General features: G+C 48.8%; 29 protein-coding genes, 2 tRNA genes and 1 riboswitch. Of the genes, 26 read left to right on the plus strand and 5 right to left on the minus strand.

The genetic code is table 11. The features are described 5' to 3' along the window. Positions 1-29: 29 nt before the first annotated feature. The 8 genes from selA (at position 30) to BUB67_RS06360 (ending at position 5,792) form a co-directional block, all read left to right on the plus strand. Complete coding sequence (selA, locus tag BUB67_RS06325) at positions 30-1,457, plus strand: L-seryl-tRNA(Sec) selenium transferase (RefSeq protein WP_073237491.1); 1,428 nt, start codon at positions 30-32, stop codon at positions 1,455-1,457. After that, entirely contained in the window at positions 1,457-3,367 is a 1,911-nt protein-coding gene (gene selB / locus BUB67_RS06330) for a selenocysteine-specific translation elongation factor (RefSeq protein WP_073237493.1), read from the plus strand. The genes selA and selB overlap by 1 nt, the downstream gene beginning before the upstream one ends. Positions 3,368-3,538: 171 nt before the next feature. Beyond that, positions 3,539-3,958 carry a nucleoside recognition domain-containing protein gene (locus BUB67_RS06335; protein ID WP_073237496.1) on the plus strand — a complete coding sequence of 140 codons (420 nt, stop codon included), beginning with the start codon at positions 3,539-3,541 and terminating at the stop codon, positions 3,956-3,958. A gap of 50 nt (positions 3,959-4,008) precedes the next feature. Continuing rightward, entirely contained in the window at positions 4,009-4,512 is a 504-nt protein-coding gene (locus BUB67_RS06340) for a nucleoside recognition domain-containing protein (protein WP_073237498.1), read from the plus strand. A 5-nt stretch (positions 4,513-4,517) separates the two neighbouring features. After that, entirely contained in the window at positions 4,518-4,919 is a 402-nt protein-coding gene (lpdD, locus tag BUB67_RS06345; protein ID WP_073237500.1) for a prenylated flavin chaperone LpdD, read from the plus strand. Between the two features lie 14 nt (positions 4,920-4,933). After that, entirely contained in the window at positions 4,934-5,248 is a 315-nt protein-coding gene (locus BUB67_RS06350) for a hypothetical protein (protein WP_073237502.1), read from the plus strand. A gap of 20 nt (positions 5,249-5,268) precedes the next feature. Further along, the gene (locus BUB67_RS06355) at positions 5,269-5,481 is read left to right on the plus strand and encodes a DUF2892 domain-containing protein (protein WP_073237505.1); all 213 of its coding nucleotides are present in this window, start codon (positions 5,269-5,271) and stop codon (positions 5,479-5,481) included. Positions 5,482-5,567: 86 nt separating this feature from the next. Further along, complete coding sequence (locus tag BUB67_RS06360) at positions 5,568-5,792, plus strand: metallophosphoesterase family protein (RefSeq protein ID WP_238456976.1); 225 nt, start codon at positions 5,568-5,570, stop codon at positions 5,790-5,792. Position 5,793: 1 nt separating this feature from the next. Here BUB67_RS06360 and BUB67_RS06365 read toward each other — a convergent pair whose 3' ends face one another. Both BUB67_RS06365 and BUB67_RS06370 read right to left on the minus strand, forming a co-directional pair. Further along, complete coding sequence (locus BUB67_RS06365; RefSeq protein WP_073237508.1) at positions 5,794-5,973, minus strand: zinc ribbon domain-containing protein; 180 nt, start codon at positions 5,971-5,973, stop codon at positions 5,794-5,796. A 224-nt stretch (positions 5,974-6,197) separates the two neighbouring features. Then, positions 6,198-6,297: riboswitch (purine riboswitch) on the plus strand. Positions 6,298-6,480: 183 nt separating this feature from the next. After that, entirely contained in the window at positions 6,481-6,678 is a 198-nt protein-coding gene (locus BUB67_RS06370) for a cold shock domain-containing protein (protein WP_073237516.1), read from the minus strand. A 278-nt stretch (positions 6,679-6,956) separates the two neighbouring features. On the opposite strand from BUB67_RS06370, the gene BUB67_RS06375 reads away from it, so the two are divergent. The 6 genes from BUB67_RS06375 to BUB67_RS06400 all read left to right on the plus strand — a co-directional run bounded on the left by BUB67_RS06375 (position 6,957) and on the right by BUB67_RS06400 (position 13,329). Continuing rightward, entirely contained in the window at positions 6,957-8,039 is a 1,083-nt protein-coding gene (locus BUB67_RS06375; RefSeq protein ID WP_073237718.1) for a BMP family ABC transporter substrate-binding protein, read from the plus strand. Between the two features lie 59 nt (positions 8,040-8,098). After that, positions 8,099-9,628 carry an ABC transporter ATP-binding protein gene (locus BUB67_RS06380; protein WP_073237519.1) on the plus strand — a complete coding sequence of 510 codons (1,530 nt, stop codon included), beginning with the start codon at positions 8,099-8,101 and terminating at the stop codon, positions 9,626-9,628. Next, entirely contained in the window at positions 9,625-10,719 is a 1,095-nt protein-coding gene (locus BUB67_RS06385) for an ABC transporter permease (protein WP_073237521.1), read from the plus strand. The genes BUB67_RS06380 and BUB67_RS06385 overlap by 4 nt, the downstream gene beginning before the upstream one ends. 3 nt (positions 10,720-10,722) lie before the next feature. Next, positions 10,723-11,655: an ABC transporter permease gene (locus tag BUB67_RS06390; protein WP_073237524.1), complete on the plus strand. Its 933-nt coding sequence runs from the start codon at positions 10,723-10,725 to the stop codon at positions 11,653-11,655. Positions 11,656-11,672: 17 nt separating this feature from the next. Further along, positions 11,673-12,245, plus strand: coding sequence for a xanthine phosphoribosyltransferase (locus tag BUB67_RS06395; protein WP_073237526.1), 573 nt, complete (start codon positions 11,673-11,675; stop codon positions 12,243-12,245). A gap of 163 nt (positions 12,246-12,408) precedes the next feature. After that, positions 12,409-13,329 carry an S-layer homology domain-containing protein gene (locus tag BUB67_RS06400; protein WP_073237529.1) on the plus strand — a complete coding sequence of 307 codons (921 nt, stop codon included), beginning with the start codon at positions 12,409-12,411 and terminating at the stop codon, positions 13,327-13,329. Between the two features lie 63 nt (positions 13,330-13,392). Here the strand turns inward: BUB67_RS06400 and BUB67_RS06405 are convergent, their stop codons facing one another. Further along, positions 13,393-13,830, minus strand: a complete 438-nt coding sequence (locus tag BUB67_RS06405) for a universal stress protein (protein ID WP_073237531.1) — start codon at positions 13,828-13,830, stop codon at positions 13,393-13,395. A 275-nt stretch (positions 13,831-14,105) separates the two neighbouring features. Here BUB67_RS06405 and BUB67_RS06410 point away from each other — a divergent pair. From BUB67_RS06410 to BUB67_RS06440, 8 genes are all read left to right on the plus strand, one after another. Continuing rightward, positions 14,106-14,180: transfer RNA gene (locus BUB67_RS06410), tRNA-Gly, on the plus strand. A 274-nt stretch (positions 14,181-14,454) separates the two neighbouring features. Beyond that, positions 14,455-15,480, plus strand: a complete 1,026-nt coding sequence (locus BUB67_RS06415; protein ID WP_238456977.1) for an ABC transporter substrate-binding protein — start codon at positions 14,455-14,457, stop codon at positions 15,478-15,480. Continuing rightward, positions 15,481-16,278: an ABC transporter permease gene (locus BUB67_RS06420; protein ID WP_073237537.1), complete on the plus strand. Its 798-nt coding sequence runs from the start codon at positions 15,481-15,483 to the stop codon at positions 16,276-16,278. Further along, a complete protein-coding gene (locus tag BUB67_RS06425; RefSeq protein ID WP_073237539.1) occupies positions 16,275-17,054 on the plus strand; it encodes an ABC transporter ATP-binding protein in 780 nt (259 codons plus the stop codon). The genes BUB67_RS06420 and BUB67_RS06425 overlap by 4 nt, the downstream gene beginning before the upstream one ends. Before the next feature lie 213 nt (positions 17,055-17,267). Further along, positions 17,268-17,924: a YkgJ family cysteine cluster protein gene (locus BUB67_RS06430; protein ID WP_073237544.1), complete on the plus strand. Its 657-nt coding sequence runs from the start codon at positions 17,268-17,270 to the stop codon at positions 17,922-17,924. Positions 17,925-17,957: 33 nt separating this feature from the next. Further along, positions 17,958-18,263, plus strand: coding sequence for an abnormal cell lineage family protein (locus BUB67_RS06435; protein WP_073237721.1), 306 nt, complete (start codon positions 17,958-17,960; stop codon positions 18,261-18,263). A 7-nt stretch (positions 18,264-18,270) separates the two neighbouring features. Then, the gene (locus BUB67_RS16595) at positions 18,271-18,441 is read left to right on the plus strand and encodes a hypothetical protein (protein ID WP_200798133.1); all 171 of its coding nucleotides are present in this window, start codon (positions 18,271-18,273) and stop codon (positions 18,439-18,441) included. A gap of 480 nt (positions 18,442-18,921) precedes the next feature. After that, positions 18,922-19,119 (plus strand): hypothetical protein, encoded by a 198-nt coding sequence (locus BUB67_RS06440; RefSeq protein WP_073237547.1) that lies wholly within the window; start codon positions 18,922-18,924, stop codon positions 19,117-19,119. Between the two features lie 262 nt (positions 19,120-19,381). Here BUB67_RS06440 and BUB67_RS16365 read toward each other — a convergent pair. After that, a tRNA-Sec gene (locus tag BUB67_RS16365) sits at positions 19,382-19,479 on the minus strand. Positions 19,480-19,728: 249 nt separating this feature from the next. After that, entirely contained in the window at positions 19,729-20,034 is a 306-nt protein-coding gene (locus tag BUB67_RS06445) for a hypothetical protein (RefSeq protein ID WP_073237550.1), read from the minus strand. Positions 20,035-20,251: 217 nt separating this feature from the next. Here BUB67_RS06445 and BUB67_RS06450 point away from each other — a divergent pair, with 217 nt between their 5' ends. The 4 genes from BUB67_RS06450 to hemC are packed head-to-tail and all read left to right on the plus strand — an operon-like array spanning position 20,252 to position 24,177. Continuing rightward, entirely contained in the window at positions 20,252-21,214 is a 963-nt protein-coding gene (locus BUB67_RS06450) for a polyprenyl synthetase family protein (protein WP_073237555.1), read from the plus strand. A gap of 12 nt (positions 21,215-21,226) precedes the next feature. Then, a complete protein-coding gene (locus tag BUB67_RS06455; RefSeq protein ID WP_073237557.1) occupies positions 21,227-21,868 on the plus strand; it encodes a precorrin-2 dehydrogenase/sirohydrochlorin ferrochelatase family protein in 642 nt (213 codons plus the stop codon). Continuing rightward, the gene (gene hemA / locus BUB67_RS06460; RefSeq protein WP_073237560.1) at positions 21,843-23,231 is read left to right on the plus strand and encodes a glutamyl-tRNA reductase; all 1,389 of its coding nucleotides are present in this window, start codon (positions 21,843-21,845) and stop codon (positions 23,229-23,231) included. The genes BUB67_RS06455 and hemA overlap by 26 nt, the downstream gene beginning before the upstream one ends. A gap of 16 nt (positions 23,232-23,247) precedes the next feature. Then, on the plus strand, positions 23,248-24,177 hold the full coding sequence (gene hemC / locus BUB67_RS06465; protein ID WP_073237563.1) for a hydroxymethylbilane synthase: 930 nt from the start codon (positions 23,248-23,250) through the stop codon (positions 24,175-24,177). Positions 24,178-24,181: the final 4 nt, after the last annotated feature.

Genomic DNA, 24,181 nt, shown 5'->3' on the forward strand with positions numbered 1-24,181 from the left:
AACGAAGAACATGAGTGCGGAGGAACAAGATGGAGCCTGTAATTGACAAATCATTGCTCAGGGAACTGCCAAAAATTGATGAAGTCATGAAACATCATAAGATAACCCAGTTATTGGAAATTCACCCGAGATCGGTTGTGGTTGACGGGGTCAGGGGAGCCGTAGACTTTATGAGAAAGGCCATTTTAAACGGGTATTTTACCGGTGACCCTGAAAAACTTTATGATATGGTAATTGAAAAGTCATTGGTTCTGGTGGAATCAGAAACCAGGCCCAATTTGCGCAGGGTGATCAATGCCACCGGTGTGGTGCTGCATACCAACCTGGGACGGGCGCTGCTTTCCAGATCGGCCCGCCATGCCGTTGATGCGGTGGCATCCGCCTATTGCAATTTGGAGATCAACCTGGAGACAGGAAAAAGGGGATCCCGGTACGAGCCGGTGGAAGATCTGCTCATACGTTTGACCGGCGCCGAGGCGGCGCTGGTGGTCAATAACAATGCATCAGCAGTCCTTTTAGCCCTGGGAACCCTGGCCAGGGGGAAAGAAGTGATTGTATCCCGGGGGCAGCTGGTGGAAATAGGAGGCTCCTTTAGAATTCCGGAGGTAATGGAGCAAAGCGGCGCCACCCTGGTGGAGGTGGGGGCCACCAATAAAACACACCCCAGGGACTATCGTAACGGTATTACCGAAAATACAGCGTTATTGCTTCATGTGCACACCAGCAACTACCGGATCATGGGCTTCACCCGGGAGACGTCTGTTGCAGAGCTGGTGGAAATCGGCAGAGAGTCCGGGATCCCGGTGATGTCAGATTTGGGCAGTGGCTTTCTGGTGGACCTGGCCCAGTATGGTTTACCTGTGGAACCCAGTGTGCAGGAAACCGTAGCGGCCGGGGCGGATGTAGTGACTTTTTCCGGCGATAAACTTTTAGGCGGCCCCCAGGCGGGAATTATTGTAGGGAAGCGCCAATACATTGAAAAAATGAAGCAGAATCCTCTTACCCGGGCTGTCCGTATAAATAAGTTTACCGTGGCAGCCCTGGAAGCCACCCTCAGGGAATACCTGGACAAAGATCACGTTCTTAAGAAAATTCCTACCCTTAGAATGCTGACGGAATCCACCGACACAATATTAAAAAGGGCTGAGGAGTTGGCTGTAAAACTTAAATCCAGGCTAACCGCCGGAGCTGAGTTAAGGATTGTCCAGGGTTTCTCCCAGGTAGGCGGTGGATCCATGCCCACAGCTGAATTACCCACCTATTTGCTGTCCTGTGTGCCGGATAACATGTCGGTGGACGAGCTGGCGGTTCAATTGCGCAAGGCGGAACCTGCTGTGGTGGCACGGGTGCAGGACGGCCGGTATCAGGTAGATTTACGGACGGTTCAACCGGATGAGGTGGACCTGCTGGCGAAAGTGATGGCCGGTGTATTAAATTCCGGGGGGGTGTCCCGGTGATGAAACACATTGTTATCGGCACCGCTGGGCACGTGGACCATGGTAAAACGCTGCTGATCAAGACCTTAACCGGCACCGATACGGACAGGTTAAAGGAAGAGAAAGAAAGGGGCATTTCCATTGAACTGGGCTTTGCGCAGCTTAAGCTGCCCAGCGGTAAGCAGGCAGGCATCGTAGATGTGCCCGGGCATGAACGTTTTATTAAAAACATGCTGGCCGGGGTGGGGGGCATCGACCTGGTTTTACTGGTCATTGCCGCCGATGAGGGAGTGATGCCCCAGACCAGGGAACATATGGACATTATCCAATTACTCCAGGTAAAGAAGGGGATTGTGGTCTTAACCAAGGTGGACCTGGTGGATGAGGAATGGTTGGGCCTGGTCACGGAAGAAGTTAAGGAATTTTTAAAGGGTACCGTCCTCAGCCAGGCCCCGGTTGTTCCGGTATCCTCCGTTACGGGGCAAGGAATTCCCCGGTTGTTGCAGTTCATTGATAAACTTGTAGATGATACCGAAGAGAGAGTCAATACCGGAAAATTAAGATTGCCTGTGGACAGGGTGTTTTCTGTCACCGGTTTTGGCACGGTGGTTACCGGAACCCTCCTGGCCGGCCGCATTTCTGTGGGGGATACCGTGCAGATCATGCCCCAGGGTCTGGTGTCCCGGGTACGCTCCGTTCAGGTGCACGGCCAAAAGGTGGAGCAGGCCCGGGCAGGGCAGCGTACTGCGGTTAATTTAACGGGGGTGGAAGTGGAGCAAGTAAAAAGGGGCAGTGTCATTGTTTCCCCCGGTAGTGTAAAGCCTTCACACCGTATGGATGTGCGGTTACTGCTGCTGGAGAGCGCCCCCAAAGGGCTGAAAAACAGGGCAAGGGTGAGGCTGTATTTGGGCACCGATGAGATCCTGGGCAGGGTCAGATTGCTGGACAGGGATGAACTGGAGCCGGGACAGGAAGTCTATGCTCAGTTGGAGCTGGAGGAACAGGCGGTTGCCGGTAAGGGAGACCGGTTTGTGATTCGTTCCTATTCCCCCATGCGAACCATTGGGGGAGGGGCTGTCATTGATGCCAATGCCCCCAAACACAAGCGCTTCCGGCCCGAGGTGCTGGAGGCGCTGGCAACCAAGGAAATGGGAACGCCGGAAGAATTAATTGACCAGTTCCTGGCGGGCAAGCAGGGGTTATTTACCAGTGAGGAATTGGTGACGGCCACCGGGCTGCCTGCTCCGGATGTTGAAGCCGGTTTGCAAAAACTGGCATCGGAGGAGCAAATTAAAGTAATCCCGGCAGATCATAAGGATCTGGTTGTATCCCTGCAGGTGTATCGTACCTGGGGCCGGGAGATCCGGAGCATGGTGGAAAATTACCACCGGGAATATCCCCTGAGAGAGGGGGTTCCCAAGGAGGAATTGCGCTCCAGGAAGTTTTCTTTTACGAATAATAAAAGCTTCCAGTATCTTTTACAGGCTTTAGAGGTCGACGGCATGATTAAAATTTACGAGAAGACCCTGGCCAGCCCCGATTTTACCGGAGAATTATCCGCAGGGCATAAAAGGCTGATTGAGGCAATGGTAAGGGCCATCCACGAAGGCCATTTTCAACCCCCTTCCTGGAGTGAAATTGTGAAAAGCCACAAATTAAAGGAACACGAAGCCCAGGAATACCTGCAGTATCTGTTGCGGACAGGCAAATTGGTAAAACTGGGCGATGAGGAGCTTTATTATTCTGCTGAACGGTACCGGCAGGCCAGGCAAATGATTGTTGATTTTCTGAAGGAAAATAAAGAAATCTCAGTGGCCCAAACCAGAGATTTGCTCAAAACGTCCAGAAAATTTACCCTGCCATTGCTGGAGTCCTTGGACCGTGAAAGGGTAACTCGCCGGGTAGGAGATAACCGTGTTTTAATCCAATAAATGATAGAAAAGAGACAGTCGACGACTGTCTCTTCAGGTTGTAGACAAACTCGGGGGCGGGTGGCTCCGAGGAGGGTCGCCTTAACGGGCCGTCCTGGCCCGCTTCGGCTGGCGCACACGTCCTGTGTGCGCCACCCCAATTGACTATTCAATTTGCATCAGGAGGTAAGGATGGTTAGTGTCAACACATTGAAGCGAGGTTTACATAAAGGGATTGCCACCACCTGGCTATTAACCAAGGTGGTGGTTCCGATTTATGTAGCCATTACTTTTTTAAGTTTTACACCTGTATTAAATAAAATTGCCGAAGACTGTGCACCCTTTATGAAATACGTGGGGTTGCCGGGAGAAGCTTCCCTGGCCATTGTTCTGGGAAATGTGGTAAATCTTTATGCGGCCCTGGGGGTTATGGCGTCCCTGCATTTAAACCCGAGGGAAACAACCATTATCGCCATGATGCTGTTGCTTTCCCATACAATTTTTGTAGAAAGCGCCGTGGCCGGCAAATGCGGCATAAACCCGTGGATTGTAGGGATAAGCCGGTTTATTTTTGCTGTTATCGCCGGTGTTTTATTAAACATTTTGCTTTAAATAAAGTGTCAGTACCTTGTTAGAAAATAAACCGGAAAGGATGTTGGGAGATGGATTGGTCAGAATTTGCCAGGGCTGCTGCCGCCGGCAGCCTGCAAAGCGTCTGGCAAATGGCGCTTATTATCATTCCTTTAATGGTCATTTTGGAAATTGCCAGGGATCTCAAGATCCTGAACAGGATAGCCGGGTGGATGGCGCCGGGCATGAAAATATTCCGACTCCCCAAAGAAGGCGCCTTCCCTTTATTGATTGGCTTAACCTTTGGTTTGGCCTACGGTGCAGGGGTTATTATTGAAAGCGTAAAAAACGGCCAGTTATCCTGGAGGGACCTGTTTCTCATTAATGTGTTCCTGATATTGTGCCACTCGGTGGTGGAGGACACCGCTCTTTTCATTGCAGTGGGAGCCGACGGCGCCGTCATCCTGATCAGCAGAATTGCTTTGGCGCTGGTTGTAACCTTTCTTTTATCCCGTTGGAGCGGTTTAACGCGGCTGGAAAAACTACTGGGGGGCAAAATGATTGTTCCCCGTTGTACCCACTGCCGGAAAGGATGAATCCCATGGTAAAAACCTTGACTGTATCCGCCGGGGAAGGCAGGTACCGGGTGGATCTTTCAACCAGTATCACAGCAGAGGGTTTGGTGTGCCAGTTGTTTGGCGGTGAGAAGCCCCATGTGGGAGCGGTGGTTCTTTCCATACCCAGGCCCAGTTTGCAAGATCCTTGCCAATTAAGCTGTAATTCCAGTGTTTTACCTATGCTGGGACATAAAGAAGATGAAATCGCAAAACCCCTTGCGGAAAAATTGGCCAAGCATTTTAAGCAGCCTGTGGTGCTGGTGGCAGGCATTCATATTGATCATGCCACTGCAGAGGAAATAAAGCTCCTGTTGGATCACTGCTGGCAAACGGTTGACAAGCTTTTAAATCACCCGGAAAGGGACACAATATCCCTAGCAAAGTGATGGGGTGAAAAAACTTGGAAAAATTATGTGTGTTATGTAACAGGCTTTACACGCTGACCATCGCCTGCCCCAACTGCGGCCAGGATCTTGATGATCTGGGATTAATACAGGATTTTTATGGCCCTTACAGCGCCTATGAAGATCAAAAAAATTTTGAGGACGGCTACAAGGGTTATACAGATGATTGCTGCGTCCATTTGCTTGCTTGTAATTCCTGTGCCTTTCGTGAATTCCGCCCCATGAAGCGGTTATGGGAACAGGCCGTCACCAATGAAATGCCAGAGTTGACAGATATTACGTCGATAGACAATCCTGTTCACTGTCCATAATAACAATGGAGGTGAATAAAATGCGGCAGAATATGAATTCCACCGAACGCTGGTTGAGCGTAGTGGGAGGTCTCGCATTTGCCGGCTTGGGTCGCTCTGAGAACTTTCGCAATTCAATTCTGGGAAAAGGGATGACTTTGCTTGGTGTAAAGACAGCGGCAGTGGGGATGATTGGTTATGATCCCGTCATCGACTGGTTGGGTCAGAAAGATGAAGATGAGGATTTCTTTTAATAGGTAAACGTCCGGTACCCGCCGGACGTTCTTTTCCATAAAATTGGCCGGTTGTTTAATAACTTGGGAGGGATACCGGTTGTCCTTTGATCGGAGCGAAGCATTACCGCGGTAAAGCCCTGGTGGTTTACGGTCATACCCCCGTGGAGAAGCCGCAGTTTCGCAATAATACCATCGATATCGATACCGGTTGTGCAATGGGTGGCAAGCTGACAGCCCTGCGTTATCCGGAACGGGAAATTGTACAAGTTTCGGCCAAAAAGGTGTATTATGTAAGACCCGAGATAAGGGCATTGTCCGGGGTAAATTAATTCAGTTCATTTGATCCGATAAATCAGCATCACACAGGGGGCAAAATTTTAAAATGCCGGTGGCGGCAATCTCCTGGTTGCAGCGTTTGCATTTATATAAATAAATCATGGTGACGCCGCAATGGGGGCAAGTATCCAGGTCCAGGTGAATGTCCTTCTGACAATAAGGGCATATAACCATAGAAAAGACATCCCTTTTGAGATGTGGGAAGTGAGAGATTAGAGGTGGGAATTGTTAACCTTTAGTATACTATGCAGATATAAGGGAAACGTCCGGCGGTTTTCCCGGACTTCCTTTAATTTCATTGAACAATATCTGTTTTAAAAACTGTTCGAAGTTTCTTTTATTTTGTTGATAACGGCTATTTACTCGTTGACAAATGTTCACAGTCTTGGTAGTATGATTTTGGACAAGTGAATCAAATCCGTATATGCTTGGGAATTGGCCCAAGTGTTTCTACCGGGCAACCGTAATTGCCTGACTACGGAGGGAAAGTGTACCTAGGGTTCCACAACCTTTGGGTTGGTTTGGTCCAAGCGGTACAGGCGTTTTACGCTACACCTATAGGGATAAAAGCCCAGGAGGTAGGTTTCACTCTGCTGAGAATGAAACCTATCTGTCCTGGGCTTTTTTGCACCGCGTCATTGCAAAAAGGATAGGCTTGCTTAAGCCGGTAACTCCTTTGGATTATAATTTTATTACGTTGGCCGCCTGCGGGCCGCGAGCGCCTTCTACTATTTCAAACTCTACCGGTTGACCTTCCTCGAGAGTACGATAACCTTCGGCCTGAATAGCAGAGTAGTGGACAAAAACATCGGTGCCGGACTCGGCTTCAATAAAACCGTAGCCCTTGTTGGCATTAAACCATTTAACCTTACCTTGCAATGTATTTCCTCCTCAAGATTAAATAAAGCATTAACGCTTCCATCCTAAAGTATTGGCAATAACTTGCTAAACTATTCCTAACTGAAAAATTATTTTGTCCATATAATTAATATTTAATATTCTTTGGCTGCAGATCCGTTCTTTAAAAAATAAATACTGATGGCCGGCGAAGGCAGGCCGGTATTTCCAGGGGGTGGGAAAACAGCGTTTTTGGTTATAAATTCATGAATTTAGTAAAGGGAGGGTAAAAGGTGAAAAGAATCATATCTTTTGTTTTCATGTTGGTATTCGTCGTTGCTCTGGTTGGCTGCGGCGGCGAGAAGCCCAAGGCTCAGGAAGATAAAAAGGAACCTGCAGCCAAGGAAAAGTTAAAAGTTGCCTTTATTTATGTCGGACCCGTCGGGGACGGCGGTTGGAGCTATGCCCATGACCAGGGGCGCAAGTATTTAGAACAGCAAATGCCGGATGTAGAAACCAGCTATATTGAGTCTGTACCTGAAGGGGCTGACTCTGAGCGTGTTTTAACCGAACTGGTTGAAAAGGGCAACAAAATTATTTTTGCTACCAGTTTTGGTTACATGGACAGCGTTATTAAAGTGGCTCAAAAATATCCCGATGTGAAATTCTTGCATTGCTCCGGCTATAAAACTGCGGAGAACGTAGGTACTTACTTTGGCCGTATGTACCAGGCCCGTTATCTCACCGGTATCATCGCCGGTAAAACCACCAAGAGCAACACCATCGGCTACGTTGCCGCATTCCCCATTCCCGAAGTTATTCGCGGCATCAACGCCTTTACCCTGGGGGTTCGTTCTGTAAACCCCAATGCCAAGGTAAAAGTGGTTTGGACCAACACATGGTATGATCCCGCCGCTGAAAAAGAAGCAGCCAAGAGCTTGCTGGAAGCCGGCGCCGATGTGATTACCCAGCACCAGGATACTCCCGGCCCCCAACAGGCTGCTGAAGAAAAAGGAAAATTCAGTATCGGCTACAACAGCGACATGAGCAAAATGGCTCCCAAGGCGGTGATGACCTCTGCCGTTTGGAACTGGGGTCCCTACTATGTGGAAACTGTCAAAGCCATCAAAGAAGGAACCTGGAAGAGCAGCCAGTACTGGGGCCCCATGTCTGATAAAATCGTTGACCTGGCCCCCTATGGCCCGATGGTTCCCGAAGATGTGAAGAAGCTGGTAGAAGCTAAAAAGCAGGAAATTCTGGAAGGTAAATTCGATGTCTTCACCGGTCCCATCAAGGACCAGACCGGTAAAGAGCGTGTAGCCGCCGGACAGAAGATGACCGATGCGGAAATGCTTTCCTTCGACTGGTTTGTTGAAGGTGTAGACGGTACCATTCCCAAGTAAAAATAACGCGCTGCTGGCAGGGAATCCTGCCAGCAGCTGAATTTAAGGGGCGAAAGGACTTGACTGCCGATTTTCTGGTGGAAATGAAACAAATCACCAAAAGGTTCCCGGGAGTGCTGGCCAACGACCGCGTTGATCTGCAGGTAAAGAGAGGAGAAATCCTTGCTTTGCTGGGGGAAAACGGTTCCGGTAAAAGCACCCTTATGTCCATTTTGTCAGGACTTTATCGACCGGACGCCGGTGAGATTTATGTTGAGGGCAGAAAGGTGACCTTCAAGTCACCCCGGGAAGCCATTGACGCCGGAATTGGTATGGTACACCAGCACTTTAAGCAGGTGGATACCTTTTCAGTGGCAGAAAACATAATTTTGGGCAGTAAAGAAGCGAAATTCCTGCTGAAGGCAGGCAAAGTGGAGAAAGAGATCGAAGAACTCTCCCGGGGTTACGGTCTACAGGTGGACCCAACTGCTAAGATTTGGCAGCTATCCATCGCCGAGAGACAAAGGGTGGAGATTGTCAAGATGCTGTACCGGGGGTCCAAGCTGTTGATTCTTGATGAACCCACGGCGGTTCTTACTCCCCAGGAGGCCCGGGAACTGTTCCAAGTCATCCGTCAGATGACCGCCCGGGGACAATCGATCATTCTAATTACCCATAAATTAAACGAAGTCATGGAAGTGGCGGACAGGGTCACCGTCCTGCGAAGCGGCGTGGCTGTGGCCACCAGGGAAAGACAGCAGGTAAATCAACGGGAACTGGCCAGACTCATGATGGGTCAGGATATTATTGTTCCCAGCAAAAAGAACCCCGGTCAATTTGGCCAAGAGGTACTGAAACTCGAGAGCGCTACGGCGGACAGCGACAGCCGTCGGCCGGGCTTGAAGGATATTTCCTTAACCGTTCGGCAGGGGGAAATCCTGGGCATTGCCGGTATTGCCGGCAACGGACGGCGGGAATTGGCAGAGGTTATTGCGGGTTTACGCCCCCTTTCCAAGGGTAAAATCTTAATTGGCGGCAAAGATGTTACCAATCTTTCACCCCTGGAAATCATTGAAGAAGGGGTCAGTTATATTCCGGAGGACCGCCTGGGCTCCGGGCTGGTGCCCAACCTTGGTGCAGTGGATAATCTTATTTTAAAGGAATACCGCCGACCTGGGCTGGGCAGGGGTCCGTTTATCAACCGCCGCAAGGCCGGGGAGTTTGCCGCCCGGCTGATCCAGGACGTGGGGGTTAAAGTCACAGGCCTGGAAGTGCCGGTTAAAAAGCTGTCCGGCGGTAACTTGCAAAGGCTTTTGCTGGCCAGGGAACTGGCGTCCTCCCCCAAGGTGATTGTGGCTGTGTATCCGGTGCGGGGATTGGACATTGCGGCCTCCGAGGCGGTACATAAAATGCTCCTGGAACAAAGGAGTAAGGGTGCGGCCATTGTTTTGATTTCCGAGGACCTGGAGGAACTCCTCAAACTATCGGATCATATCGGCGTTCTATATAAAGGGAGGTTAATGGGAATTCTGCCGGTGGAGGAAGCAGAACCGGAGAAAATTGGACTGATGATGTTGGGTGCACAACCAGGGGAGGTTATGGCATCATGATCAGATTGGAAAGACGTTCCGCGCCCTCTCCTGCAGGGATGGTTTTGATACCTTTGACAGCGATTTTTCTGGCCCTGTTGACAGGAGCCGTTTTTCTCTATATAAACGGCCTGGGGTCGCCCAAAGGCATTAGCTGGGGGCAAGTGCTGGCTGTCTATACCGGCATGTTGGACGGAGCCTTCGGCTCTGGCTATGGCCTTTCAGAGACCATTGTGAAGGCCATTCCCTTGATGCTTTGCGGACTGGGTGTATCCATTGCCTTCCGGATGCAGTTATGGAACATCGGCGCCGAAGGCCAATTTTATATGGGAGCCTTTGCGGCGGCCTGGGTGGCCTTAAGCTTTCCAGACCTGCCCGCCTGTGTGATGCTGCCTGCCATGGTGTTGACGGGAATGCTGTGCGGCGGCCTGTGGGGACTGATCCCGGCCGTCCCCAGGGCATACCTGGGCGTCAACGAAACCATTACCACCTTGATGCTGAACTATGTAGCCATTTTATGGGTGAACTATCTTGTTTTCGGTCCCTGGAAAGACCCCCAGGGCATGAACTTCCCGCTGAGTAAACCCTTTACACCGGCGGCCGTCTTACCTACGCTGGGTAACAGTCGGGTACATCTTGGTCTGGCTTTTGCGCTGGTGCTGGCGGTGGCGCTCTGGATTGCTTTACGACAGTCCCGCTGGGGCTATGAGGTAACGGTAATTGGGGAAAGTCCCAGAGCCGCCCGCTATGCAGGGATGAATATTACAAAAAATATTTTGCTGGTGATGTTTTTCAGCGGGGCCATAGCGGGACTGGCGGGGATGGCGGAAGTTTCCGCCATTGCCCAAAGGATGCAGCAGGGATTGAGTCCCGGTTACGGCTATACCGCCATCATTGTGGCCTGGCTGGCTAAATTAAATCCCTTTGCCATCCTTTTGGTTTCTTTTTTACTGGGCGCCCTGCAGGTGGGGGGATATAGCGTGCAGTCCAGCGGTGTGCCCGCCGCCATTGTGTTTATGATTCAAGGGGCGCTGTTATTCTTTGTACTGGGTGGGGAATTTTTCAACCGTTATAAAATTGTCTGCACAGGCAAAACAAAGATGGAGGTGTAGCCAGTGACTCAGGAATTTCTCATAACCATTTTGGCTACCGCCATTACTGCAGGGACTCCCATCCTTTATGCCGCACTGGGAGAACTGCTGGCAGAGAGATGCGGCATTCTCAACCTGGGTGTTGAGGGAATGATGCTGGTGGGTGCCGTCACCGGGTTTGTATTTGCCGTCCGAAGCAACGACCCCTGGGTGGGAGTCCTGGCAGCCATGCTGGGTGGCGGGGCCCTTGCTCTGGTTCATGCCTTTTTAACGGTCACTTTACAGGCCAACCAGGTGGTCAGCGGTCTGGCCCTGACTTTATTTGGCACTGGGCTTTCCGGGTTTATCGGCAAGCCCTATATCGGGATTCCGGTGGAAAATGCCTTTAAACCGGTAACGCTGGGGTTCCTCAGTGATATTCCCGTCCTGGGACCTGTTTTTTTTCACCATGACCCGCTGGTTTATGTCACTTATATTTTGGTACCGGTTCTCTGGTTTTTCATTTACTATACCCGACCTGGTTTGCACCTGCGGGCTGTGGGGGAAAACCCCGCTGCCGCCGATTCTCTGGGGGTCAGTGTTTATCGAGTAAGGTATCTCTATGTTACCCTGGGCGGTATGCTGGCGGGGGTGGGCGGTGCCTATCTTTCCCTGGCTTATGCGCCTACCTGGCTGGAAAACATGACCGCCGGCCGGGGTTGGATCGCGGTGGCATTGGTGATATTTGCCATCTGGAATCCCCTGAGAGCCATGCTGGGCAGCTATATCTTCGGTGGCATTGATGCGCTGGGCTTTCGTGCCCAGGCCATGGGCGTCATGATACCGTCCTTCTTTTTGAAGATGTTGCCCTATATCTTTACCATTCTCGTGTTAATTATGGTAACTCGCAAAGCCATGGCCAACCGGGTGGGCGCTCCGGGAGCGTTAGGCTTACCCTACGACCGTGAAGAACGCTGAAACATAAGGGGGATCCTATGCAGCTTTTAAGAGATAAAATCATACATAACAGTCAAATTGTTTCCGATCAAATTTTGCGCGTGGACTCTTTCATCAATCATATGATTGACCCCAATGTGATGTTGGAAATCGGCCGTGAATTTGCCCGTCGGTTTTCAGATGCAAAGATCACCAAGGTATTAACGGTTGAAGCTTCCGGCATCGCCGTAGGCTTGACCACGGCGATGGCCCTTAACGTTCCTTTACTGTTTGCCAAGAAAAAGATGCCGTCTACCTTGCAGCAAAATTATTATTTGTCCAATATCCATTCCTTTACCAAAAATGAGTCCGTGGATATTTATGTGGCCAAACAATATTTAAGCTGCCATGACAGGGTTCTCATCGTGGATGACTTTCTGGCCCGGGGTGAAGCCCTGAAGGGACTGACCCAGCTTGTTAAGCAGGCCGGAGCCGAGCTGGTGGGCGTTGGTATTGTCATTGAAAAGGTATTTCAGGGCGGGGGCAAAAACCTGCGCGACTCCGGCGTGAGGATTGAGTCGTTAATTAAAATTAAGAGCCTGGAAGGCGGAAAACTTCAACTGGAGGAATAAGACCGGCATACCGGTCTGTTTTCTTTTCTTGGTTTCGGTAGCTTTTCAAAACAAAACAAGATATGATTATGGCAAAGAGCCCTTTAATTTTGTCGTTGCGCCAACCACATGATGGAACTTTCTGTTCTGACGCTACGTCAATAAAGTAACAGGAGGGAAATCTATGCAAAAGTCCGCAGGCTATGTAATAATTAGTGCTTTGATAATAGGTGCCGCGGCATTTTGGCCCATTGGGTTGGGGCAAGCTGACGAGACCAACGTGACAGTGCCGCAAGCGCAAAAACAAAGTGTGATTGTTGACAATCCTATAAATAATACCGCTCCGTCCGGAGCTGGCACAAATAAATCCAGCCCCTATGTCACCCGGGGAGAATTCGCGGTAAAACTGGTGAATTCTCTGGGGTTAAATCTTGATGGCTATCGTTTCTTTAAAGCCCCGGAGGTTAAAGACTTCTTTGATGACGTTCCGGCCGGTTCTCCGCAAGCCAATGCCATTATGATTTTGGGTTATAACGGGGTCATTCAAACCACTGACAGGTCTTTCCGGCCTTCAGAAATGCTTCTCCGTGAAGAAATGGCCCAAATTTTAGGGAACCTGCTGCAGCAAAAAGCCAGAAACCGGTCGGAGCCTGCTGCAGATCAACCCCAGATTAAAGATTTGGCCGCCGCAAGCACCGAGGCGGCGGATGATATAAAGCTTGTGGTAGGTTTGAATATCATGCGATTAAACCGGGAAGGCAGCTTCCGGCCCAAGCAAGGGGTTACGCCACAAGAAATGGCCACCATCTTAAAAGAAGTAAAACAACGGATCGGTGTTAGTGATTCGGATGTTACGGCTAAAATCATAAGCGGTAAGGAAGGTGGCAGGGTCTTAGAAATTTCCTGGGGTGAGAAACCTTCCAGCGGGTATGAAATATACATCGTGGATATGAAGTTGGACGGCCATACATTAACGGTCAATTACCAAACGAAGGAACCGACCCCCGGTTCTTATAATTCCACGGTGATTACCGAACCCAAGGATACCAGGCCAATCCCTGTAAACTATCCGGCCCAATTAAACATTCAACTGAACAAATTATAAACCACAAGACCGATAAAAAACCAACCATTCGAGATGGTTGGTTTTAAATTTCTATTCACTTGTTTAGCGAATGATTAAAACCGGGCAGGAGGCGTGTCTGGAGACACGGTTGCTCACACTTCCCATCAAGTAGCCCTTAATTTCTCCTAAACCACGGCTTCCTACAACAATTAAATCATAATTCTCAGCCTTGGCTTTTTCTAAAATTTCGTCTGCCGGTTGGCCCATGACAATGAATGTATCAACCTCTATCGTTTTATCCGAAATGGAAGAAGCATATTGTTCCAGTAATTCCTTGCCATTTCTCATTAATTCATCAATAATGGCTTGCTGGGCCTGACCTAAACGATCCACTGCCGTATTCACGTAGGGAGGTAAACTGGGCACCACATGCATCAGCGTTACCTTAGCTCCCAGTTTTTTTGCTAACTCAACAGCATGGGACAGGGCCTTTCTGGCACGATCCGAACCGTCCAGGGGTACCAAAATCTTATTATACATGGCATACCCTCCTTGTTTTTTCAGTGTTACTTCTCTTTAAAACATGAAATTCCTGCAACTTCCGGAGGATATGCAAAATTCGATTCATCAATCACCCCCTTCATATTTTACCTGTTATACTTTATGAAGGCATTCACAAGATTAGAATGCCATTTTTAAAGGGAATACTTGTGAAAGAGGTAAAAACAAGGTAAAAAAACGACAAAAAGTTCGATTTCAATATAAGATTTGTTTTTGACAAGGGTAAGATTTTATGTTATATTATCATTGCCGATGCGGAAGTGGCTCAGTGGTAGAGCATCGCCTTGCCAAGGCGAGGGTCGCGGGTTCGAATCCCGTCTTCCGCTCCAATTTGTAAGCAGGGATAAACCCTGCTTATTTTGCTATATCCCAAAGTATATGGTTAAGGATTAAGGTAAAAGTGCAGTTCCGGTTTCCGGTCTGCACTTTTCTCTTGTATAAGGAACCTGAATATTTAACAACCACGCCAAGCCAAAAATAGATCATACTAGCGCAGCAATTTAATAAATTAAAGCTTTAATATGGGCAGGTAATACACTGTTAACGTAGAATAGTTTAAATGTGGTTGCATAAAATGTCATTTTGTGAGGAGGAAACGGTATTGTGAAGAGATTCTTTGCGTTAACGGGTGTCCTGCTGATGCTGATTACACTGGCCCTCAGCGGGTGCGGCGGAGCCCCAAAGGAAGGAAGTAAGGAAAAAACCAACAAAGCTGCAGAAAACAAGCCGGTACAGTTTAAACTGGCCCACGCCACCTGGGTAGGTTACGGGCCTCTGTATATTGCCAAAGAAAAGGGGTTGTTTGAGAAGTACGGCATTGCACCGGAATTGGTGGTTATTGAAGATGAGTCCCAGTATGCCGGGGCAATGGCTTCCGGGCAAATTCAGGCTCTGGGTAATGTTGTGGACAGAGAAGTCATTCATTTTGCCAAGGGTACTGCCGAAACCTTTGTATTTGCCATGGACGAATCTGCCGGTGGAGATGGTATCGTAGCCAAAAAAGAAATTACCAAAGTAGAAGACTTAAAAGGTGCTACTGTTGGCTTGGACAAATCCACCACTTCCTATTTCTTTTTTCTTTCGATATTAGAAAAACACGGTCTTAAAGAAGATGATGTGAAGATCCAGGAAATGTCCGCCGGGGATGCCGGGGCTGCCTTTGTGGCGGGTAAATTGGATGCAGCGGTTACCTGGGAGCCCTGGCTCACCAACGCCTCCCAGCGGCAAGGTGGTCATGTGCTGGCGAATAGTAAAGAGTACCCCCACACCATCGTAGACGTTATCACAATGCGTCAAGATTTCCTGAAGGAACATCCGGCAGCTGCCACCGGGCTAACCAAAGCGTGGTTTGAAGCCATTGATTTTTACCGCCAAAATCCTGATGAGGGGAATGAAATCATGGCTAAGGCTTTAGGGTTAAAGAAAGAGGAGATTGCCGACATGGCAAAGGGCGTGATTTTTCTTGGCAAGGAAGAAAACCTGGCTTTCTTTAACAAAGACGGGGACAACACCATTTACAAGCTGGTGGAACGGGCAGGCAAGTTCTGGCAGGAAAAGGGCATTATTACTGAACAGTTAAACCCTGATCAGTTGATTGATACTACCTATGTAAAAGAGGCTGCAAAGTAAATGCAGAGGAAACGCATGGTCAGGATCCTGGGTAGGAACATCTATAGTACCCTAACACTGTCATCTTTTACATTTATTCTTCTCATGTGGTTTGCCCTAAGTTACAGCGGAGCCGTCAAGGAGTTGTTTTTACCCTCTCCGGGCTCAGTGCTGCAAGCTCTGGGGGAAATGCATGAAGAGGGTATCCTGGTGGACTACACGCTGGACAGCACCTACCGGGTGGTGGTGGGCTGGATCATGGCAGTAATAGTATCAATTCCCCTGGGGATGCTGGTGGCCACCTCCAAGAAGGCAGAAGCCATTCTAACCCCGGTTATTGAATTTGCCCGCTACCTGCCGGTGGTGGCCATGGTGCCATTAACCCTGTTGTATTTCGGCATCGGTGATCTCCAAAAGTTTGCGGTGATTTTCCTCGGCACCTTTTTTCAATTGGTGCTCATGGTCAGTGATGTGGTGGCCGGCGTACAAAGAGATTTACTAAGGGCCGCAGCCACCCTGGGTGCCAGCCGGTGGCAGATTTACCGGCTGGTATTGATGCCGGCATCATTGCCGGGCATTATGGACAGCCTGCGCATTACCATAGGCTGGGCCTGGACCTACCTGGTGGTGGCGGAGTTGGTGGCTGCCAACTCCGGTCTTGGTCATATGATCTTGAAATCCCAGAGGTTTTTGGCCACTGACCGCATGTTTGCAGGGTTAATTATTATCGGTTTGCTGGGCCTGGCTACCGACCTGTTCTTTAAGTGGTTAACCAGAGTTGTGGTGCCATGGAATGAGAAGGCAGGTGGTAAAGCATGAACAAGCTCGTTTTAAACGGGGTGGGGAAGACCTTTGGTACAGGGGGCAAGGCTGTGGAAGCCCTGTCTGATATTAACCTGTGTATTGCTGAAAACGAGCTGGCGGTGATTGTGGGACCCAGCGGTTGTGGCAAGTCTACTTTGCTAAACATTGTAGCGGGGTTGGAACAGGCTGACAGCGGGGTCATCACTATGAACAACAGAAACATTGAAGGACCCGGTGCCGACCGGGGCGTGGTGTTTCAATCTTATACATTGTTTCCCTGGCTGACGGTGCAACAGAATGTGGAATTTGGACTGAAAATCAAAGGGATAAATGCCAAAGAGCGGCAAGAAATTGCCCGACACTATATCAATCTGGTGGGACTTGGCGGCTTTGAGGGTGCGCTCCCGAAAGCGTTGTCCGGGGGCATGAAGCAGCGGGTGGCCATCGCCCGGGCATTGGCCAATAAACCGGAAATGTTGCTGATGGACGAACCCTTCGGTGCGTTGGATGCCCAGACCCGGCTTATTATGCAGGAACTGTTGCTCTCCGTTTGGGAAAAGGAACGCACCACCATTTTATTTATCACCCACGATATTGACGAAGCGGTGCTGTTGGCAGACAATGTCTATGTTATGTCCCGCCGGCCCGGACGAATCAGGTGCCGAATTCAGGTGCCTATCCCCAGGCCGCGGGATCACCGGTCCACCGTATCCCCTGAGTTCTCGGCCGTCAAAAAAGAAATCATGGAGATGCTGTGGGAAGAAAGCCGGACAGCAGCCAATGAGAGATAAACAAGTAAATGCTTAAAAATAAAAGCTATTACCTCAAACAGGGGATGATAGCTTTTATTTTGTGCAGCTGATCTGTTCCGGGCAGCCTTGGGTTAGTACGGATTTAACACAATGAATTAATTTATGCATTCCGGTTTTTCAAGAGATCCATTCTGTTATATACTGTATAGCGTAAGTTTTTATAAAATTATTTTGAGAAAGCAAGGGAAAGATGTGAAGGTACGAATATTTAAAAAAGCAACCGGTGACGGCTATGATTTGGAAGTTCTGCATCCCCGGGCCACCGTGCAGGACTATTTGGATGCTATGAACGATTTTATTAAAAAATACACTCATCCTCCTTGCCGGGGATGTGACGAGTGTTGCTGGGAGCGGATTCCACTTACCAGTATAGATGTCCTGAACTATCTTAAAAGATTGGGAAATCAACTGCAACTGGATTCCCGTTGGCCTCTGTTGGATTTTCTCAAAAAGTACTGTTATATTTATGTGGAAAACGGCGCAGTGGACATCAGTCTGGGTTTTACCATGGAAGGAGCCTGTGTTTTTCTTAATCAACAGGAGCGCATCTGTTCCGGTTATGCGGCCCGTTCCCTGGTTTGCCAGAGTTTTGTCTGTATGGAAAGCACTCCGAGGGCCCAGGAACTGCGCTCGGAGCTGGTTAACACCGGCATGGATGAACTGGTTCGCCTGTGGTTGCTGCAAAGCCGACAGGCGGGACAAAAACCCTATGCCCATGAAGAACATAACGCCAATCTCCGTCTGGCGGATTATCCTGCCAATGGCTTCACCCATAAAACCAGCTACAGCCAGGTTTATTTGGCGAAGGTTTGCAGTCAAAAGCTGTGGAATAAATTGAGGTATTCCTAAATGGAATGTCTAAATATTTATTTGGTGATCAGAATGGTTACAGAAATAATGGAAATCCGCAAACGTAACCAATTGAAGAAATTAAATGCCCTGGTGAAGGAAATCCTTGAAATTAGACAATACCTGAAATATTTTGAAGGCCTTGACTTGCCTGATTACCAAGCAATGATTTCTCAGGTTCCCCCGGGCGTAGAGTCGGGGTTGTTAATTCGTTTACAGCAGCGACAGTCCAGGGAATATTACGGGTATTTTGAGCTTAAATCAAAAGAAGCTGCCTTAAAGGAAGCAATCCAAAAAGCCTCGGAAGATTTGGAAAGTCTACTAAAATTAGGGAAATAATACAGTTATGATTACGGATATTAATTCTTACCGGCACAAACAAAAACTAGCTCACATAAATGAGCTGGTCAAACAATTGATGGCTGTCCGGGTGGACATTCGAAGGTTGAAAATTAAAGAATGTCAGTTAAGAAATACCATTAGAGAGTTGGCACAGGAATTGGAATGGTCGGAGTAAAAATAAGGCTTTTTGAATGAATAGGACGCAATATAGAGAGGATTAAAACAAGGTGGAAAATGCTGGGGATAAATCGGTGGATAATGTGGAAAAAGATGGAAGTAATTTGTAATATATGACTGAATTTTACAAATTATTAATTTGTCAAGGATTTATGTAAACCCGGAGTAAGTATCCGGGTTTTATTTTTTGATCCACTTAGTCCATTTCCACCAGACCCCCCACCGTAACCGGTTAAGCCATTGAACGCGACGTATCCAACGCATATTCTTACCTCCTTAAAGTGAGCTCCCCAGATAACTTTTGGTTGATAATTCATAATATGGAAATCATTGCAGAATGTTACACGGTGTCATTGAAAGAAAAAGTAACCAGGAATTTTTATTTTCCGGGTTATCCATAAGATCAATATCAGACGTTAGAAAAAGTCATTGAAAAATAATTCATTCTGTCTATAATAAAATAGCTGGAGGTGATATTATGAGACGGAATGAACTTGTTGAAGCCTTAGCTCGCAACAAGAAGGAAATCCGTAGGATAAAACACCAACTGTTAGATATTGAAAACGCTGAGGAACGACGCCGCATGTTACGAAAGCTCAAGGTTTTACAACAAAAACAAGTTTGGTACTATGATTTACTGGAAAATATGGAAAATGGTTATCCCCTGGCAAATTAGCAGCATAGACTCACAGGGACGGTTCTCTTGAATCCACACAGACAGACTCACAGGGACGGTTCTCTTGAATCTAGACTCACAGGGACGGTTCTCTTGAATCTATGAGTCATAAGTCGTCTGAAAAAGACTCAAAAGAACCGTCCCTGTGAGTCTATAGAAGAAACCAGAACAAAAATAATAAGATGTTGGATAAAATGTGGGATGAATCATCATCCCACGCAAAATGAAAAGGCCCCCGAAACCTCGGAAGCCTTGAAATTACTGGCGGGAGTGTGTGGGAATCGAACCCACCAGAGACAGGAACGCTGCCTCACGACTGGTTTTGAAGACCAGGAGCACCACCAGGCACCATCCACTCCCAAGAACTGTTGTCCTGATTAGCAAATGCAAATCATATTATAACACGGCAAGAAATTTAAGGCAACAAACCATTATATTTTCTTTATCATCATTGCTTTTTGTAAGTCACAGTTCTTTTAAATCATTGAGTCATGATCATGGAGTCATGAGTTATCTGAAAAAGATTCAAGAGAACCGTCCCTGTGAGTCTCAAGAGAACCGTCCCTGTGAGTCTATGTGAGTCTACCGGAAAGAAGGGCCTGTTGATTCCTAATCAAACCTTTTAAAGGGAATGATTTTGCCGTTTTCGGGAGAGTTTGCCGGTTTTGGTTTTTCTGGTCCCTTTGAACCGGGGCAACCGCCCCCACAGCCGGGACACCCCCCGTTGAGATTGACTAAACCGTATTCGAAGGCAGTCTTGAGAACTTCATGACCCAGTTTATCCAGATTCGGGTTATAATAAGGATGAGACTGGCTGTCCTCTACGTGCTGGAGAACTTTATGGAGGAAGCTGCGCATGGTTTCCGCATCTAATAAATCCACAAGATCCTTTCTGGGGATAAATCTTTTCGTCATGAATGATCTCTCCTAACTGAGGTGTTATGTTTTAACTGTTATTTCACCACCGGGTGATTTTTTCCTGCATGGATAATTGTTTTCCAATTTTAGAAAAATAATGTTATGGATAGCTTAAAGAAGGTCCATCAAAATGAAGAGGAATTTTTTAACTATTGGCGAATAAGTATCTGTTATGGTGGTAAGATATGTACTCAAGTAGGTGACGGATTACATTATGCTGGATTTCTTCAGACAGGTTAGGGAAGACCTGGAAGTGGTTGAGCATGAAATTAAAGCCGTTGTTCAATCCCGGGACCCGCTTTTAACTCAAACTTCCATGCACTTGTTAAATGCCGGAGGAAAGCGTTTGCGTCCGGCTTTTGCGCTTTTGGCCGGAAAATTATACAATTACCGTTTGGAAAAACTCTTACCCCTGGCTGTGGCTTTGGAACTGATTCATATGGCTTCGCTGGTGCATGACGATGTGGTAGATGACTCCATGACCAGAAGGGGTACCCCCACGGTAAAGGCCAATTGGGGCAATAAAATTTCCATGCATACAGGCGACTATCTTTTTGCCAAATCCCTGGTACTGATTTCGCAGTATGAGAATCCTGTCATTGCAAGGGTGCTGGCAGAAACCAGTGTGAAGATGTGCGAGGGAGAAATTCACCAAATTTCCACCGCCTACAGCGCCGATCAAAGTTGGCGGGACTATTTTTATCGTATTGAGCGCAAGACAGCCCTGCTGATTGCGGCCAGTTGCCAGCTGGGGGCCGTGGCGGCCGGCGCGCCGGAAAAGGACCACAAACGGCTGAGAAGGTTTGGCCACCAGCTGGGCGTGGCCTTTCAGATTACCGATGATGTTTTAGACATGGTGGCAGACCAGACCCTGCTGGGAAAACCCATCGGCGGTGACCTGCGCCAGGGGATTTTAACCATGCCGGTCATTTATTCGATGGAGAAAAGTCCCCGACGCCAACGCCTGCGTGAACTGGTTGAGATTCAAGACAAGACTGACGATCAGGTTAAAGAGGCCATTGAAATCATCAAGGAAGCGGGAGGCATTGAATTTTCTTTTAACGTCGCCCGGAAATATATTGAAAAGGCAAAGATGAACTTGACATTCCTTCCTGACCGACCGGTAAAGCAGACCTTTTATGAGATTGCGGATTTTATTGGTATCAGGAGGTTTTAAAGGTTCCCACATATGGAAAATTTATATCCTATTTTTGTAAAGTTGGAAGGTCAGCTTTGCCTGGTGGTGGGCGGCGGGAAAGTGGCGGAACGAAAGGTCGGTTCACTGTTGGAGTGTGGGGCCAGGGTAAGACTGGTAAGCCCGGAGGTCACCGTTCCCATCAAGGAATGGGCCGACCAGGGCAAATTGGAACTGCGTCAGCGGCAGTACCAAACTTCAGACCTGGAAGGGGTCTTTCTGGTATTTGCCGCCACCAACCGGGAAGAGGTTAACCGGCGCGTGGCTGAGGAATGTTCGGCAAGAAGCCTGGCGGTCAATGTGGTGGATGACCCTGGCGCCTGCAATTTCTTTGTACCATCGGTGATTCGCCGGGGAAAACTGGCCATTGCGGTTTCCACCGGTGGCGCCAGCCCGGCCCTGGCTGCCAAAATCAGGCGCCAGCTGGAACTGCAGTTCGGACCCGAGTACCAGGAATTCATGGATATTCTTACGGAGGTGCGCCGCCAGGTGTTGAAGGGCGTGGCGGACATTCAGCAGAGGAAGAGAATCTTTAACGACCTGGTGGAATCTGATATTCTCGATCTTTTAAGAAAAAAGAAGTACGACCAGGTAAAGGAGCGCATTCAAAATGCTTATCGCGGTAATCGGAGTTAATCACCGCACAGCGCCGCTGGAGGTGCGGGAGAAACTGGCTTTTCCGGAGTGGGGAACCAAGGAATGGCTGCGAAAACTACTGTCATACCCGGGCATTGACGGCTGTGCCATTGTTTCTACCTGTAACCGGACCGAAATCTATATTGCTCCGGTGGAGCTGGACACAGGCATGAGCTCCGTGTGGTCTTTTTTGTCTGAGAAATCCGGCCTGGATATTTCTGAGATAAAAAACTACACCTTTTGCCATACTTTGTATGACGCCATCCGTCACCTGTTCCGGGTGGTGTCCGGCCTGGATTCCATGATCCTGGGAGAGACACAAATCCTTGGCCAGGTGAAAAGGGCTTATGAAATCGCTTTGGAAGCCCAGACCACCAACGTTGTCCTCAATACCTTATTCCAACAGGCCATTACCACCGGTAAAAGGGTCAGGACCGAAACCGGTATCGATCAAAACCCGGTATCCATCCCCTATGCGGCCGTTGAGCTGGCCAAGCAGAGTTTAGGGTCGCTGGAGGGCCGCTCTGTTTTGGTGGTTGGGGCCGGGGAAATGAGTGAGCTGACGGTGCTCCATTTAGTGGCCAACGGAGTTTCCAGTGTTATTGTTTCCAACCGTTCCTATGACAGGGCGGTGCAGCTGGCGGAAAAGTTTAACGGGGCAGCGGTGAAATTTGACCGGCTCTTTTACTATATGACCGAGGCCGATATTGTTATTTCCAGCACAGCGGCCCAGCATTATGTAATTAAATATCCCGATATGGAGGAGGTCATGGACCGGCGGGGCGGCAGGACCATTATGATGATCGACATCGCGGTGCCCCGGGACATTGATCCGGCAGTCCGCCAAATACCCGGCGTCAACCTGTATGATGTAGACCATTTGCAAAACGTGGTGGATGCCAATTTGGCCGAACGGCGGAAAGCGGCGGTACAGGCAGAAGGAATTATCGAAGAAGAGTTAAACGAATTTATGCGCTGGCTCTCCACCCGGTTTGTGGTGCCCACCATCAGCGCCTTAAAGAAGATGGGGGAGGAAATCAAGCAGCGGGAACTGCAGCGAGCCTTTAACCGGCTGGGTGATTTGAATGAGCGGGAAAGAAAAATTATCAGTTCGCTGGCCAATTCAATTGTTAACCAATTGCTCCATAACCCGGTGATCAAGCTTAAACAAGCTGCCTTAACACCGGAAGGTCATTTATATATCGAGATTGCCCAAAACATCTTCAATCTGAACGTGGAAGGGCAGCGGCCCCAGGAAAAAATCGCCCCGTCTGAAAAAAAGAAAAAGGTGGCATCCTGTTCCGCCTCCGGTTGGGACAAGGGAGTTACAGCAATGGCGGCAAACGGCAGGCCGAGGGAATAAATTTTGGGAGGCTACCATGAAACGTAAAATTACCGTAGGGAGCAGAGACAGCGCTCTGGCTCTGTGGCAGACCCGGTGGGTGGTTGAACAACTGGAGAAGCAAAACCCGGAAGTAACATTTGAAATTATCACCATGAAGACCAAAGGGGACAAAATGCTGGATGTGGCCCTGGCCAAAATCGGGGATAAAGGTCTTTTTACCAAAGAATTGGAAGTGGCCATGCAGCGAAGGGAAATTGATTTTGCCGTTCATAGTCTGAAGGATCTTCCCACTGTCCTGCCGGAGGGACTCACCATCGGAGCGGTGTGTAAGCGAGACAATCCAGGGGATGCGCTGATCTCCAAGGATGGCCGCAAGCTGGAGGAACTTCCCAGGGGGGCCAGAATCGGGACATCTTCACTGCGCCGGTGTGCTCAGTTATTAAATTACCGTCCGGATTTTCAACTGGAATCCTTAAGGGGGAATTTAAATACCCGCATGAAGAAGCTGGTATCCGAAAGACTGGATGCCATTATTCTGGCTGCGGCAGGCATCACCCGTATGGGTTGGGAGGACATGATTGCGGAGATCATTCCTTTCGATATATGTTTACCTGCTGTGGGGCAGGGAGCCATTGCTGTGGAATGCAGGGAAGACGATCAAGATATTGTGGAACTTCTGAAAGGAGTGGAACACCCTGCCACCCGAGCTGCTACCAATGCAGAAAGGGCGCTGCTGCGGCGCCTGGAAGGGGGCTGCCAGATCCCCATCGGGGCCTTCGGAGAAGTGGTCAAGGAGAAACTTACTTTAACAGCCATTGTGGCCACGCTGGACGGCAGCCAGGTGATCCGGGCCCAGGGGGAAGCGGCGGTAGACCAGGCTATACAGTTGGGAATCGAAGTGGCTGAGAAACTACTGGACATGGGCGGTAAAAAAATATTGCAACAAGTTAGGTCAGGGGAATGATGAA

It is taken from the genome of Desulforamulus putei DSM 12395 (assembly GCF_900129195.1).
GTDB classification, from domain to species: Bacteria; Bacillota; Desulfotomaculia; order Desulfotomaculales; family Desulfotomaculaceae; genus Desulfotomaculum; species Desulfotomaculum putei.

Coding starts and splice junctions, on each gene's coding strand:
- selA (WP_073237491.1), top strand. CDS start 30: ATGGAGCCTGTAATTGACAAATCATTGCTCAGGGAACTGCCAAAAATT.
- selB (WP_073237493.1), top strand. CDS start 1,457: ATGAAACACATTGTTATCGGCACCGCTGGGCACGTGGACCATGGTAAA.
- BUB67_RS06335 (WP_073237496.1), top strand. CDS start 3,539: ATGGTTAGTGTCAACACATTGAAGCGAGGTTTACATAAAGGGATTGCC.
- BUB67_RS06340 (WP_073237498.1), top strand. CDS start 4,009: ATGGATTGGTCAGAATTTGCCAGGGCTGCTGCCGCCGGCAGCCTGCAA.
- lpdD (WP_073237500.1), top strand. CDS start 4,518: ATGGTAAAAACCTTGACTGTATCCGCCGGGGAAGGCAGGTACCGGGTG.
- BUB67_RS06355 (WP_073237505.1), top strand. CDS start 5,269: ATGCGGCAGAATATGAATTCCACCGAACGCTGGTTGAGCGTAGTGGGA.
- BUB67_RS06365 (WP_073237508.1), bottom strand. CDS start 5,973: ATGGTTATATGCCCTTATTGTCAGAAGGACATTCACCTGGACCTGGAT.
- BUB67_RS06375 (WP_073237718.1), top strand. CDS start 6,957: ATGTTGGTATTCGTCGTTGCTCTGGTTGGCTGCGGCGGCGAGAAGCCC.
- BUB67_RS06385 (WP_073237521.1), top strand. CDS start 9,625: ATGATCAGATTGGAAAGACGTTCCGCGCCCTCTCCTGCAGGGATGGTT.
- BUB67_RS06395 (WP_073237526.1), top strand. CDS start 11,673: ATGCAGCTTTTAAGAGATAAAATCATACATAACAGTCAAATTGTTTCC.
- BUB67_RS06400 (WP_073237529.1), top strand. CDS start 12,409: ATGCAAAAGTCCGCAGGCTATGTAATAATTAGTGCTTTGATAATAGGT.
- BUB67_RS06405 (WP_073237531.1), bottom strand. CDS start 13,830: ATGTATAATAAGATTTTGGTACCCCTGGACGGTTCGGATCGTGCCAGA.
- BUB67_RS06420 (WP_073237537.1), top strand. CDS start 15,481: ATGCAGAGGAAACGCATGGTCAGGATCCTGGGTAGGAACATCTATAGT.
- BUB67_RS06425 (WP_073237539.1), top strand. CDS start 16,275: ATGAACAAGCTCGTTTTAAACGGGGTGGGGAAGACCTTTGGTACAGGG.
- BUB67_RS06435 (WP_073237721.1), top strand. CDS start 17,958: ATGGTTACAGAAATAATGGAAATCCGCAAACGTAACCAATTGAAGAAA.
- BUB67_RS16595 (WP_200798133.1), top strand. CDS start 18,271: ATGATTACGGATATTAATTCTTACCGGCACAAACAAAAACTAGCTCAC.
- BUB67_RS06440 (WP_073237547.1), top strand. CDS start 18,922: ATGAGACGGAATGAACTTGTTGAAGCCTTAGCTCGCAACAAGAAGGAA.
- BUB67_RS06445 (WP_073237550.1), bottom strand. CDS start 20,034: ATGACGAAAAGATTTATCCCCAGAAAGGATCTTGTGGATTTATTAGAT.
- BUB67_RS06450 (WP_073237555.1), top strand. CDS start 20,252: ATGCTGGATTTCTTCAGACAGGTTAGGGAAGACCTGGAAGTGGTTGAG.
- BUB67_RS06455 (WP_073237557.1), top strand. CDS start 21,227: ATGGAAAATTTATATCCTATTTTTGTAAAGTTGGAAGGTCAGCTTTGC.
- hemA (WP_073237560.1), top strand. CDS start 21,843: ATGCTTATCGCGGTAATCGGAGTTAATCACCGCACAGCGCCGCTGGAG.
- hemC (WP_073237563.1), top strand. CDS start 23,248: ATGAAACGTAAAATTACCGTAGGGAGCAGAGACAGCGCTCTGGCTCTG.